The sequence below is a fragment of the Bradyrhizobium sp. BR 10261 genome (assembly GCF_019455395.1).
Taxonomy (GTDB): domain Bacteria; phylum Pseudomonadota; class Alphaproteobacteria; order Rhizobiales; family Xanthobacteraceae; genus Bradyrhizobium; species Bradyrhizobium manausense.
In genome coordinates this window covers 211,162-224,557 of sequence record NZ_JACOFQ010000005.1, presented here as the reverse complement: position 1 = coordinate 224,557, position 13,396 = coordinate 211,162, and the positions used below count along the sequence as shown (strand labels likewise).

Sequence of the window (13,396 nt, the reverse complement as noted above, 5' to 3'; positions counted from 1 at the left end):
CCTGGCAGTCTCTTGCTGACCTAAGTCTTAGCCCAGGGATGGCAAGACTTCACGCGGGTTTAAGGGCCTGGAGGGTGCGCTGGCAGATGGCAGTTATGCCGGCCCAGTTCCCGGCCCTGATCTCCGCCGTCGGGCACAGCCAGGAACCGCCGACACAGACCACATTGGGCTCGGCGAGCCAGGTCGCCGCATTGGCCTCGCCGACCCCACCGGTCGGGCAGAACCGGACGTTCGGGAAGGGCCCACCGAGCGAGCGCAGGCCCTTGATGCCGCCGGCCTGCTCGGCCGGGAAGAATTTTGCGACGTCGAAGCCGTAGGACAGCGCCGTCATGAGCTCGGAGGCGGTCGCGATGCCCGGCGCAAACGGCAGGGAGCTATCGGCGGCGACCTTGAGGAGGTCGGGGGTCAGGCCCGGGCTGATGCCAAAGGCGACGCCGAGCTTCTCGACCCGGGTGAAGTCAGCCGGATTGAGGATGGTGCCGATCCCGACGACCGCGTCGGGGACCTCGGCCATCATCGCCCGCGCTGCCTCGATCGCAACGGGGGTCCGCATGGTCACCTCCAGCGTGCGGACGCCGCCGGCCACCAGGGCTTTTGCCAGCGGCACGGCATCCTGCATCCGCTCGATGGTCAGGACGGGAATGACGGTCGCGGCCTTGAACAGCGCGACGAGGTGGTTCTGTTGGGCAGCAGTGGGCATTTTCTGGATCTTTTCGTTGACTCGGTCGTGTGACTTCGTGGCTCTACTTCGTGGCTTGGCGTGTGGTCGCAGGCCGGTGCCGCTTCTTCGGCGGCATGGCATAGCCCGGAATGATGGCGCCGGGATAGCAGATCACGAGACTGGCGAGGCGATGGCCCGATTGGGCCGCCTCGACCGGATCCGAACCGCCGAGCCGGGCCGCGATATAGGCTGCGGCAAAACTGTCACCGGCCGCCGTGGTGTCGACGACGGGCTTTGTCATGGGTTCAGCGCGGACCTCGCTGGTACCACCGGGGTAGCGCAGCAGGCTGGCGGGCTCCGCGAGCCGGAACACCAGCTCCGGCGTAGGGATGCGCGCCATCAATTGCTCAGGACTTTCGCCGGGATAGAGCGCGAGCAGATCCTCGGCCGACGTCAGCACGATGTCGGCGGCGGCAAAGGCCGCAGAAAACACCTCGCGGGCGATGTCGCGATCGGGCCAGCCGCGTGCGCGGAAATTGGTGTCGAACACGAAGCGGGTGCCGAGCAGGCGGGCGCGCTTGATCGCCGCGAACAGGCGGTCGCGCCCGGTCTGATCGTAGATCGAGAGCGTGATCGCGGAGAGATAGACGATGTCGTAGCTCATCAGAGAGTTGAGCAGCTCGTCGGTCTCCGGCAGGCTCATGAGTTGCCGCGCCGCCGCGCTGTCGCGCCAGTGGTAGAACTGGCGCTCGCCCTTGGCATCGAGCTGGATCATGTAGAGGCCGGGCAGCTTGCCCGGCAGTCGCACGACCCGGCGGGTGCCGACGCCCTCGGCGTTCCAGGCCGCAATCATCTCCTCGCTCATCGCATCGTCGCCAAGCGCGGTGAAATAGTCGACCTTGACGTCGAGCCGCGCCAGATACACCGCTGTGTTGAGGGTGTCGCCGCCGAAGCCGCGCGAGAACAGGCCACCGCCCTGCCCTGCCTGCCCACCCTGAGCCTGTCGAAGCTCGACCATGCATTCACCGATGCAAGCCACGCTCGCCATCGTCATATCCACGCTGTTCATCAGTTACGTCAGGCGACGAAGTTGCCGCCGAGCTCGTCTTCGATGTGAATGCGGATGATGTCGTCAAAGGTCTTCTCGGCCGTGGTGAAGCCGAGCTCGAGCGCCCGCTTTGGGTTGAAATTGCGCGGCCAGCCGCCGACGATGCCGACAATGAAAGGGTCGGGCTCCCGCTTGATGCGGGCGGCGACCTTCTCGCCGGCAACGCGCTTCAAGGCGGCAATCTGCTCGCCGACGGTGGCCGACAGGCCCGGCATCGTCAGATTGCGGCGCGGGCCGACCGTGGCGAGGTCCATGGTGCCGGCGTGGAGCAGGAAGCCGACCGCCGAGCGCGGCGTGGCGTGCCAGTGGCGGACGTCCTCGGAGACCGGAAGCACCGCTTCCTTGCCGGCCAAGGGCTCTCGCAGGATGTTGGAGAAGAAGCCCGATGCCGCCTTGTTGGGCAGGCCAGGCCGGATGCAGATGGTCGGCAGCCGGATGCCGATGCCGTCAAGGAAGCCGCGACGCGAATAATCCGCGAGGAGGAGTTCACCGATCGCCTTCTGGGTCCCGTAGCTGAGCAGCGGAGTATGGAAGAATTCGTCGCCGATCGCGTCCGGGAACGGCGCGCCGAACACCGCAATCGAGGAGGTGAACACCACACGCGGCTTGTAGCCGCCGCCGACCAGGCGGATGGCGTCGAGCAGCATCCGCGTGCCATCGAGATTGATGCGGTAGCCCTTGTCGAAATCGAGCTCGGCCTCGCCCGAGACGATGGCCGCGAGATGGAAGATCACATCGGGACGGCCGGCGATCAGCTTCTCGGCAGCGCCCGGCACGGCAAAATCGCCCGAGACCGTCTCGACGGCAAAACCCGCCTTCTCCGGCTTCTTGGGCTCGACCACATCATGCATGGTCAATTTGGTGACGTCGCTCTTGCCGAGCCGGCCGTCGCGCAAGAGACGTTCACACAATTTGCGGCCGACCATGCCGGCAGCGCCCAGAACCAGAATGTGCAAGAGCCTACTCCTTCTTATTGGCCGGAACGCGCCGCTCTTGAAAGATGTTGGCGCGTTCCCAGGCAGGCCCCGCTGGTCATTCCTTCACGGCGCCGGTCATCGCCGACACATAGTACTCTACGAAGAAGGAATAAAGGATAACTACGGGGACCGAGCCGGTCAGGGCCGCCGCCATCAGGGCGCCCCAATGATAGACGTCGCCGTTGACGAGCTCCGTGATGGCGCCGACCGGAATGGTCTTGTTCTCCGAAGAGGAGATGAAGGTCAGCGCGTAGATGAACTCGTTCCAGGACAAGGTGAAGGCGAAGATGCCGGCCGAAATGACCCCCGGCAGCGACAGCGGCAGCGTGATCTTGACCAGGATCTGCAGCCGCGTCGCCCCATCGATCAGCGCGCATTCCTCCAGCTCATAGGGGATGGTGCGGAAATAGCCCATCAGCAGCCAGGTGCAGAACGGGATCAGGAAGGTCGGGTAGGTCAGGATCAGCGCCAGATTGCCGTCAAACAGGCCCAGCTGGAACACGATCGCCGCCAGCGGAATGAACAGGATCGAGGGCGGCACGAGATAGCCGAGAAAGATCGCGAGGCCGACATAGCGCGAGCCGGTGTAACGGAGCCGCTCGATCGCGTAGGCCGCGCAGACGCTGGCGAACAGCGAGATGAAGGTCGAGGACACCGAGACGATCACCGTGTTCCACATCCACAGCGGATAGTCGGTGTCCACGAACAGCTTCTTGATGTGCTCGAGCGTCGGATGCGCGATCAGGAACGGATTGTACTTCTCGTAATCGTACATCTCCGCATCTGGTTTGAACGTCGTCACCGCCATCCAGTAGAACGGAAACAGCAGGAAGAAGATGATCAGGCCGAGCGGGACGTAGACCCGGAGAAACTTCTTCGGAAAGCTCTCCAGATAGTCCATTCCGACGCTTTGGTCGTCCACGGTGGTCATGGTCAGTCCCTCCCGCCCTGTTGCCAGCGCGAGCGCTGAAGCCCGAAGAAGCTGAGCAGGATCGCGGCGACCAGGAACGGGATCATCGCATTGGAGATCGCCGCCCCCTCGCCGAGATTGCCACCGGTGATGGCGCGCTGGAACGACAGCGTCGCCATCAGATGCGTGGCGTTGATCGGCCCGCCGCGCGTGATGGTGTAGATCAGCTGGAAGTCGGTGAACGTCATCAGCACCGAGAATGTCATCACGACCGCGATGATCGGCGACAGCATCGGCAGCGTGATGTGGCGGAAGCGCTGCAGATTGGTGGCGCCATCGAGATTGGCGGCCTCATAGAGCGAGGGCGAGATGGTCTGCAATCCCGCCAGCAGCGTGATCGCCACGAACGGCACGCCGCGCCAGATATTGGCGATCACGACCGACCAGCGTGCATTCCAGGGATCGCCGAGGAAATCGATGTAGCGGGTCAGAAGGCCCGCCTTGATCAGCACCCAGGAGACGATCGAGAACTGGCTGTCATAGATCCACCAGAACGCGATCGCCGACAACACGGTCGGCACCACGAAGGGCAACAGCACGATGGCGCGGATCATCGACTTGAATGGCAGCCGCTCGTTGAGCAGCAGCGCCAGATAAAGTCCGATCGCGAACTTCACGATGCTGGCGGTCGCCGTATAGAAAATCGTGTTGAACACCGAGAGCCAGAACACCGAGTCCTTGGCAAGGGAAACGAAATTGCCAAAGCCGATGAAGCGCCCTGCCCCTCCGATCTTGGTGTCGGTCAGGCCCAGATACAAACCGAGCCCAAGCGGATAGGCCAGGAACAGGACCAGGATGGCCACGGCCGGCACCATGAACATCGCGCCGAGGCAGTTACGGCTCTCAAATGCCCTCGACCACAGGCTGCTGCGTTTCGGCTGCGCGATTGGCTCCGCCAAGACCGCCATATCGGACTCCCCTAGACAAATAGCAGCAGCGTCCGGCTCGCCGGACGCTGCGCTGAAGGTGCGGATCAGACCTGGTAGTAGCGCTTGGCACGCTCGGCTGCGCGCGCCGCAGCCTCTTTCGGCGTCGCAGAACCGGTGGCTGCTTCCGCGAACATGTCGACGAGGACGAAGTCGCCCATCACCGCCGCGGAGGCGTAGCCGAGATCGCCGGCATAGCCGTTGTCAAGGCAACGTTTCAGGCAATCACGGAACGGCGTGATCTTCGGGTCGGAGGTCCAGACCGGATTGTCGTTGTAGGCCGGCAGCGGCGGTGCGACGTAGCCGTTGGAGGCAACCTCCCACGCGTCGTAGTTCTCCTTTTCCCACATGAAACGGAGAAACTCTTTCACCGCGTTCGGATATTTCGAGTATTTGTAACCGTAGGCGATCACGATGTTCTGTTGCTCGGTCGGCTTGCCGACCGGACCGATGGGCAGGGCTGCGTGATCCGTATCCTTGGCGATCTCCTGCTGCTTTGGATCCGGGGAATTCTTGCCGACCGTCCAGATCGAGATGCCATTCAGGGTCAAACTGAGTTCGCCGGACAGGTAGGCCTTGTTGTTGTTGGAATCGTTCCACGACAACACGCCCGGGATGAAGGTCGGATACAGCTGCTTGACGTATTCCAGCGCGGCGATCGTTTCCGGCGACTCGATCACCACCTCGTTCTTCTCGTTGACGAGCTTGCCGCCATGCGCCCAGAGCAGCCAATGGACCCAGCCATTGGCGTCGCCGGTCGCATGTCCCAGCGCAAATCCGGCCGGCGTGTTGTTCTTCTTCAGATTCTGGCAGAGCTTGAGGAAGCCGGGCAGATCCTTCGGAAACTCTTCGAATCCGGCGGCCTTCATGTGGCTGATCCGGTAGTTCATGCAGCCGCCGGTGGCGCCCTGGGGAATGGCGATCCAGCTATTGCCCTTCTTGCCGTATTTCTCGGCGACCGGATACCAACCGCCATATTTTGCGCCGAGATAATTCGCGACGTCGGTGACGTCGATCAGCTTCTCGGGAAACTTGTGGGCATCGTCCAGCGTGCCGATGATGAGGTCGGGACCGGCGCCGACATTGGCGGCCACCGCCGCCTTGGGGCGAATGTCATCCCAGCTCTCGGCCTCGAGCTTGACCTTGACGCCGGTGGTCTCGGCGAACTTCTTGGTCTGCTCGGCGAACTTGTCGTACTCGGCCTGGATGAATTGCTTCCAGCGCAGGATCCGGATGGAGGCGTTCGGCTCGGGCTTGTTGGTCCACTCGGCTGCGCGCACCGGGACGATACCCGGGCCGGCCAGCAATGCTGCGCCACCCAGGCCGGCTTTAAGCACACTTCGCCTGTCGAAATCGCTCATCGTTCTCTCCCTGATTTTTTAATTGTCTTTGGGTCGTCTTAAATCAAGAAACGCCACTACAGGCGTTTGCCTGTCGCCTCGTCAAACAAGTGAATCACGCCCGGATCGGGCTTCAGCTTGACCTTGTCGCCTGGATTGAACTGGTGGCGCTCGCGGAAGACCGCGACGACCTGCTCGCCCCCGAGCTTCGCAAACACCTGCGTCTCCGAGCCGGTCGGCTCGACCACGACGATCTCGGCGTCGGCGCCGTCATCGGCAATGGTGAAATGCTCGGGACGGACGCCGTAAACCACAGGCTTGCCGTCCGAGGCAGCCGGCGCGCTCTTGAGCGGCAGCTTGACGCCGTTTGGTCCCTCGAAGGTCGCAACGCCGTTGACGCGGATATGCCCCTTCAGGAAATTCATGGCGGGTGAGCCAATGAAGCCGGCGACGAACTGGTTTTCCGGCCGGTCATAGAGCTCGAGCGGCGTGCCCATCTGCTCGACGATGCCGTCATGCATCACGACGATCTTGTCGGCCATGGTCATGGCCTCGATCTGGTCGTGGGTGACGTAAACGGTGGTGGTCTTGAGCCGCTGGTGCAGTTCCTTGATCTCGGTGCGCATGGCGACGCGCAGCTTGGCGTCGAGGTTCGACAACGGCTCATCGAACAGGAAGACCTGGGGATCGCGCACGATGGCGCGGCCCATGGCGACGCGCTGGCGCTGGCCGCCGGAGAGCTGGCGCGGGTAGCGGTCGAGCAACGGCGTCAGGGCAAGAATTTCGGCGGCGCGCTTGACCCGCTTGCTGATCTCGTCCGAGCCGGCGTTCCGCAGCTTCAGCGAGAAGCCCATGTTCTCGGCGACGGTCATGTGCGGATAGAGCGCGTAATTCTGGAACACCATCGCAATGTCCCGCTCCTTGGGCTGGACATTGTTGACGACGCGATCGCCAATCGAGATCGTGCCTGAGGTGATGTTCTCGAGGCCTGCGAGCATGCGCAGCAGCGTCGACTTGCCGCAGCCGGAGGGGCCAACCAGGACGACGAACTGGCCATCCTCGATCGGGATCGAGACGCCGTGCAGGACCTCAAAATTGCCGAACGATTTCCGCACGTCGCGGATTTGCACAGACGACATCTAGCTCCCTCCTCCGACCGAGACGACACATCTGCAGCGCCGCCACCGTCTTGTTTTTTCTGAACTTCGCTGACCCGAAGCCCCTCTTAACAGGCGACATTGTCAGCAGTTTGTGCGGGTTTGGCAATTTGTCTTTGGTTAGTCGTTGCTGGTAGCGCTGTCAACGATCCTTTGTTTGCGGGAATGGCTGTGTTATGAGCAACAAATGGGTCGAAAGCGCACCAAGTCTGGGAAGATTCGGTTAGCGGAAGTCGCCGAGCTGGCCGGCGTCAGCCCGATCACGGCGTCCCGCTTCTTCCGCAATCCCGAGGCGCTGTCGGTGGCCAAGCGGACGCGGGTCGAAAGCGCGGCCCGGGAGCTCGGCTATGTGCCCAACCTTGCGGCACGTGCGCTGGCCTCGCAGCGCACCGAAGTGATCGGCGTCTTGATTCCGTCGCTGACCAACAACGTTTTTTCCGACGTGCTGCGCGGCATCTATGACGCGTCCGAAGGCAGCCGTTACTCGATCCAGCTGTCCAACACGCGCTACTCCATTCTCCAGGAGGAGAAGCTGCTGCGGCTGTTTCTGGCACAGAAGCCGGCGGGACTGATCGTCACCGGCATCGACCAGACTACCGAGTCCCGCGCGATGCTTGAGGCGGCCGACTGCCCGATCGTGCAGATCATGGAGATCGGGCCCAATCCGGTCGACATGATGATCGGCTTCTCCCATTATGAGGCGGCGCGCGCGGCAATTGCCCATTTGTTCGCGCAGGGCCACCGCAGGATCGGCTTCGTCGGCGCCCGCATGGATCCGCGGGTGCAGCGTCGGCTCGACGGTTATGCCGCAGCCATGAAAGAGGCCGGCCTGTTCGACCAAAGACTGACCGTGACGACGGCAACGCCGACCTCGGTGACGCTTGGCGGCGCGCTGTTCGCCGATCTGATCGCGCGCGAGCCCGACATCGACGCGGTGTTCTGCGCCAATGACGACCTCGCGCTCGGCGTTCTCTTCGAATGCCGCCGGCGCGAGATCCCGGTCCCCGACCAGATCGCGATCGTCGGCTTCAACGACCTCGAATTCATGGCCTCCTCGGTGCCGACGCTGACGAGCGTGCGGACCAATCGTTACGAGATGGGCAGCACGGCTGCCGCGATGCTGATCGAGGCGATCGAGGGAAAGCGCCCCGAAAAGCCCGTGCTCGATCTCGGCTTCACGGTGATCGAACGACAGAGTTCGCAAGCACAGCGGCCGACGGCGAGCCCCCGCGCGGGCGAATGGGTGGCTGCCGTACAAAATGATAGCGTTACCAACGACCCGTGAGTAATATCCCGATCCTGAGGAAATGTTCGCCAGCAGGCGGGCCGTCTGACCATGCTCGCGCTGCCGGGCAGCGCACCGATCGACATCCCGAACGTCGCACGGTGCGTTTGCATTGAAGGAGAAACCCGTGACAAAAAACCCAACCAATGGGCACGCGCCCGCCGGCAACGGCACCCGCCGCCATCTTCGCTCGCAGGACTGGTTCAACAATCCGCATAATCCGGGCATGACCGCGCTCTATATGGAGCGCTACCTGAATTTCGGTCTCACCCGCGCCGAGCTGCAATCCGGCAAGCCGATCATCGGTATCGCCCAGACCGGCAACGACCTGTCGCCCTGCAACCGCCACCATATCGAGCTGGCCCACCGCGTCCGCGAGGGTATCCGCGAGGCCGGCGGCATTGCGATGGAATTCCCGACCCACCCGATCCAGGAGACCGGCAAGCGCCCGACCGCGGCGCTGGACCGCAACCTCGCTTATCTGGGCCTGGTCGAGGTGCTTTACGGCTACCCGCTCGACGGCGTGGTGCTGACCACCGGCTGCGACAAGACCACGCCGGCCTGCATGATGGCGGCGGCGACCGTCAACTTGCCCGCGATCGTTTTGTCGGGCGGGCCCATGCTGAACGGCTGGCACAATGGCGAGCGCACCGGCTCCGGCACCATCGTCTGGAAGTCGCGCGAGCGGCTCGCCGCCGGCGAGATCGACTATGAAGAGTTCATGGAGATCGTGGCGTCCTCGGCGCCGTCGGTCGGTCATTGCAACACCATGGGCACGGCCTCGACCATGAACGGCCTTGCCGAAGCGCTCGGCTTCTCGTTGCCGGGCTGCGCGGCCATCCCCGCTCCCTATCGCGAGCGCGGCCAGATCGCCTATGAGACGGGAAAACGTATCGTCGAGATGGTCTGGGAAGACCTCAAGCCGTCGGACATCCTGACCCGCAAGGCGTTCGAGAACTGCATCGTCATCAATTCGGCGATCGGCGGCTCGACCAACGCGCCGATCCACATCAACGCGTTGGCCCGACACATCGGCGTCGAGCTGTCGATTGACGACTGGCAGAAATTCGGCCACGACGTGCCGCTGCTGGTCAACATGCAGCCGGCCGGATTCTATCTCGGCGAGGAATTCCACCGCGCCGGCGGCGTGCCCGCGGTGGTGCGCGAATTGATGAAGCACAAGCGCATCCATGAGGACGCGGTCACCGTCAACGGCCGCGGCATCGGCGAGAATTGCAAGAATGCGCCGGCGCCCGACAACGACGTGATCTGGGCCTACGACAAGCCGCTGGTGAAGGACGCCGGCTTCCTGGTGCTGAGGGGCAATCTGTTCGATTCCGCGATCATGAAGACCTCGGTGATCTCGAAGGAATTCCGCGATCGCTATCTGAGCAACCCGAAGGATCTGAACGCCTTCGAGGGCCGCGCCGTCGTGTTCGAGGGGCCGGAGGATTATCACGCGCGGATCGACGATGCCTCGCTCGACATCGACGAGCATTGCGTGCTGTTCATCCGCGGCACCGGCCCGATCGGCTACCCCGGTGGTGCCGAGGTCGTGAACATGCAGCCGCCGGCGGCGCTGATCAAACGCGGCATCCTGTCCCTGCCCTGCATCGGCGATGGCCGTCAGTCCGGCACCTCGGGCTCGCCGTCCATCCTGAACGCCTCGCCGGAAGCCGCCGCGAACGGCGGCCTCGCGATCCTCAGGACCGGCGACAAGGTCCGCATCGACCTCAACAAGGGCAGCGCCAACATCCTGATCTCGGACGAGGAGCTGAAGAAGCGCCATGCCGAGCTGAAGGCCGCCGGCGGCTTCAAGCATCCGCCGAACCAGACGCCGTGGCAGGAGATCTATCGCAGCACCGTCGGCCAGCAATCGACCGGCGCCTGCATGGAGCTCGCCACGCGCTACCAGAACGTCGCCTCGGCGTTTGGCGTGCCGCGGGATAACCACTAGCAGCTTCTGTCATTCCGGGGCGCGACGAAGTCGCGAGCCCGGAATCCGTCAAGCCACCAACATCGCAGCACAATGGATTCCGGGCTCGCGCCAAGAGGCGCGCCCCGGAATGACCAGTTCAAAGGGAGAAAAACAACATGGCCAACCGCCTCAAGGGCAAGCGCGCCGTCGTCACGGCTGCAGCCGCAGGTATCGGACGCGCATGCGCCCTCGCATTCGCGCGTGAGGGCGCAACCGTCATCGCCACCGACATCAACGAGGCGGGCATCGCAGGCCTGACCAGGGAGGGCGTCGCCGAAGTGGCGAAACTCGACGTCCGCAACACGGCCGACGTCAACGCTTTTGCAAAACGTGTCGGCAAGATCGACATCCTGCTCAACGCGGCCGGCTTCGTGCACCACGGGACCATCCTGGATTGCTCGGAAGAGGATTTCGATTTCTCGTTCGACCTCAACGTCAAGTCGATGCACCGGACCATCAAGGCCTTCCTGCCTGACATGATCGCGGGCGGCGGCGGCAGCATCGTCAACATCTCGTCCTGCGCGGCGCTGCGTCCGCCGGCGAACCGCTATGTTTACAGCTCGTCGAAGGCGGCAGTATCGCTGCTGTCGCGGGCGGTCGCGCTGGACTTCATCACCAAGGGCATCCGTTGCAACGCGATCTGCCCCGGCACCGTCGAGACCCCCTCGATGCTCGACCGCGCCGCAGCCCAAGGGCCGCAGGGCAAGGAGATGTTCATCTCGCGCCAGAAGATGGGCCGGCTCGGCACTGCCGAGGAGATCGCATCCATGGCGGTCTATCTCGGCAGCGACGAGAGCGCCTTCACCACCGGTGTCGACCTCGTGGTTGACGGCGGCTACATGCTCTGACGCCCACCGGATCACATCTGATGAACAAGATTGATCTCAACGACCGCGTCGCAGTCGTCACCGGCGGCGCGCAGGGCTTTGGCCGCGCCATCAGCGAGCGTTTCGTCGCCTCCGGCGCCAGGGTCGCAATCTGGGATTTTGATTCAGATTTGGCCGAGAAGACCGCCGCGGAGATCGGCGACAACGTCCGCGTCTTCAAGGTCGACGTCACCGACACCGCAGCCGTCGAGCAGGCCCGCGATGGGACGCTCGCCGCCCTCGGCAGGATCGACATCCTCGTCAACAATGCCGGCATCGCCGGCGTCAACAAGCCCGTCTGGGAGACCGATCTGGAGGAATGGCGGAAAGTTCTGCGCATCAACCTCGACGGCCCCTTCATCGTCTGCAAGGCGATCGTGCCCGTGATGCTCAAGCAGAAATACGGGCGGATCGTCAACATCGCCTCGATCGCCGGCAAGGAAGGCAATCCCAACGCCTCGCACTATTCGGCCTCCAAGGCCGGTCTGATCGCGCTGACGAAATCGCTCGGCAAGGAGCTCGCCGCGCATGACATTCTCGTGAATGCGGTGACGCCGGCGGCGGCCAAGACCGCGATCTTCGACCAGATGACGCAGCAGCATATCGATTTCATGCTGTCTAAAATCCCCAAAGCGCGCTTCGTGCTGGTGGAGGAGCTTGCCGCGATGGTGAGCTGGCTTGCGTCCGAAGACTGTGCGTTCTCGACCGGCGCGGTGTTCGATATCTCGGGTGGACGGGCAACCTATTGAGGACACCATGATCCGGGAAGGTGGATGCCTGTGCGGCGCAGTGCGGTTCAAGGCGGAGGGCGAGCCGCTGAACGTGCGCATCTGTCACTGCCGCATGTGCCAGAAGGCGATGGGCTCGCCCTATTTCGCCCGCGCCCAGTTCGACCAGAAGGCGCTGACAGTCGAGGGGGAGACCGGCCGCTACAAGTCGTCTGAGGCGATCGACCGCGTGTTCTGCATGACCTGCGGCACGCGGCTGTTCTCCTGGCGGCGCAACGGCACGCTGGCCGGCGTCGCGCTCGCGACCTTCGACGACCGCAACGCCTTCGCGCCGACCGAGCACATCTGGGTCTCGGAAAAGCTCGCCTGGGTGAAGCTCGACGACGGCCTGACGCAGTATGAGACGACGATCCCGGCCTGAGGTCAGGGCTGCCTTGAAACGGTGATGCCTGCCGCCTGCACGCGCTTCCCCGTTGTCGTGGCTAACCAAATCCCTGCGAACACCGCGACAATGCCGGCCGCGAGGTTCCAGCGCAGCGGCTCATGCAGCAGCCAGGCGCCGACCAGCGATGCCGTGATCGGATTGACCGTGACCGAAATCGCCACGCGCGTCGGCGTGGTCCGCTCCAGCGCGAAGGCCCATAGATAGAAGGTCAGCGCCGCGCCGAAGGCGCCGAGATAAAGCGCAGCCAGCCATTGGGGCGTGCCGAAATCTGCAACGGGCGCGAAGCTGCCTCGAAAACTTGAAAGCAGGATGAGGCAGAGACCGCCCGCGGCCATGCTCATGGTCGTAAACCCGATTGGGCTGGAGCGCCGGATCAGCGGCTTCGACCAGATGCCATACAGCGCCATGCACAGCGCAGCCGCCATCATCAGAAGATCACCGCGCCAGGCCCCTGACGGCGCCGAGCTCAGGTCAGAGAGGAGCGCGACGGCAACGCCCGATGTTGCCACCACGACACCAATTGACTTGCGCCAGGTCAGGGCTTCGCTGCCGAGCGCGGCGCCAATCACGAGCGACAACAGTGGCAATGTCGATAGCGCGAGCGCACCGCGCGCGGCTGTCGTGAAGATCAGGGATGCGTTGAACAGGATTGGAAACAGCGCGAAAAACAATATGCCGAGCCCGACGGTAGCCGCCCAGTCATCGCGCTCCGGCCAGCGGTCGCCGCGCAGCAGGGTCAGCGGCAGTAGCAGCAGAAAGCCAATGCCAAACCGGAATGAGCCAATCGCCAGCGGATCAATGCTGCCGACGAGGTAGCGCGTCGCGCCAATCGAGGTGCCGCCCAGCGCGCTCGACAGCACCGCGGCCAGAACGCCGAAAATCTCGCTCACGATTGCTCCCTGACGAACGCGCTGACGAACAGCATACGGGCCGTGTCAAAACTGAGAATGGAATT

At 63.6% G+C, this 13,396-nt stretch carries 13 protein-coding genes; 5 read left to right on the top strand and 8 right to left on the bottom strand.

Going from position 1 to position 13,396, the window contains the following annotated elements:
• Positions 1–49 precede the first annotated feature (49 nt).
• From eda to HYH07_RS07855, 7 genes are all read right to left on the bottom strand, one after another.
• Positions 50–700, bottom strand: a complete 651-nt coding sequence (gene eda / locus HYH07_RS07885; RefSeq protein WP_220001962.1) for a bifunctional 4-hydroxy-2-oxoglutarate aldolase/2-dehydro-3-deoxy-phosphogluconate aldolase — start codon at positions 698–700, stop codon at positions 50–52.
• A gap of 43 nt (positions 701–743) precedes the next feature.
• Positions 744–1,709, bottom strand: a complete 966-nt coding sequence (locus tag HYH07_RS07880) for a sugar kinase (protein WP_220001961.1) — start codon at positions 1,707–1,709, stop codon at positions 744–746.
• 29 nt (positions 1,710–1,738) lie between these two features.
• Positions 1,739–2,725 carry a D-erythronate dehydrogenase gene (gene denD, locus HYH07_RS07875; protein ID WP_220001960.1) on the bottom strand — a complete coding sequence of 329 codons (987 nt, stop codon included), beginning with the start codon at positions 2,723–2,725 and terminating at the stop codon, positions 1,739–1,741.
• 76 nt (positions 2,726–2,801) lie between these two features.
• Positions 2,802–3,677, bottom strand: a complete 876-nt coding sequence (locus tag HYH07_RS07870; RefSeq protein ID WP_057758200.1) for a carbohydrate ABC transporter permease — start codon at positions 3,675–3,677, stop codon at positions 2,802–2,804.
• 2 nt (positions 3,678–3,679) lie between these two features.
• A complete protein-coding gene (locus HYH07_RS07865) occupies positions 3,680–4,624 on the bottom strand; it encodes a carbohydrate ABC transporter permease (RefSeq protein ID WP_220001959.1) in 945 nt (314 codons plus the stop codon).
• 65 nt (positions 4,625–4,689) lie between these two features.
• Complete coding sequence (locus tag HYH07_RS07860; protein ID WP_220001958.1) at positions 4,690–6,003, bottom strand: ABC transporter substrate-binding protein; 1,314 nt, start codon at positions 6,001–6,003, stop codon at positions 4,690–4,692.
• A gap of 56 nt (positions 6,004–6,059) precedes the next feature.
• On the bottom strand, positions 6,060–7,121 hold the full coding sequence (locus tag HYH07_RS07855; protein ID WP_220001957.1) for an ABC transporter ATP-binding protein: 1,062 nt from the start codon (positions 7,119–7,121) through the stop codon (positions 6,060–6,062).
• A 205-nt stretch (positions 7,122–7,326) separates the two neighbouring features.
• Here HYH07_RS07855 and HYH07_RS07850 point away from each other — a divergent pair, with 205 nt between their 5' ends.
• From HYH07_RS07850 to HYH07_RS07830, 5 genes are all read left to right on the top strand, one after another.
• Positions 7,327–8,424: a LacI family DNA-binding transcriptional regulator gene (locus tag HYH07_RS07850; RefSeq protein ID WP_228749306.1), complete on the top strand. Its 1,098-nt coding sequence runs from the start codon at positions 7,327–7,329 to the stop codon at positions 8,422–8,424.
• A gap of 127 nt (positions 8,425–8,551) precedes the next feature.
• On the top strand, positions 8,552–10,381 hold the full coding sequence (locus HYH07_RS07845; RefSeq protein WP_220001956.1) for an IlvD/Edd family dehydratase: 1,830 nt from the start codon (positions 8,552–8,554) through the stop codon (positions 10,379–10,381).
• A 137-nt stretch (positions 10,382–10,518) separates the two neighbouring features.
• A complete protein-coding gene (locus HYH07_RS07840) occupies positions 10,519–11,250 on the top strand; it encodes an SDR family oxidoreductase (RefSeq protein ID WP_057758211.1) in 732 nt (243 codons plus the stop codon).
• A 20-nt stretch (positions 11,251–11,270) separates the two neighbouring features.
• Positions 11,271–12,017: an SDR family NAD(P)-dependent oxidoreductase gene (locus HYH07_RS07835; protein ID WP_220001955.1), complete on the top strand. Its 747-nt coding sequence runs from the start codon at positions 11,271–11,273 to the stop codon at positions 12,015–12,017.
• Positions 12,018–12,024: 7 nt separating this feature from the next.
• Complete coding sequence (locus HYH07_RS07830; protein ID WP_220001954.1) at positions 12,025–12,417, top strand: GFA family protein; 393 nt, start codon at positions 12,025–12,027, stop codon at positions 12,415–12,417.
• 2 nt (positions 12,418–12,419) lie between these two features.
• On the opposite strand, the gene HYH07_RS07825 is transcribed toward HYH07_RS07830, so the two are convergent.
• Positions 12,420–13,331 (bottom strand): DMT family transporter, encoded by a 912-nt coding sequence (locus tag HYH07_RS07825; protein WP_220001953.1) that lies wholly within the window; start codon positions 13,329–13,331, stop codon positions 12,420–12,422.
• Positions 13,332–13,396 lie beyond the last annotated feature (65 nt).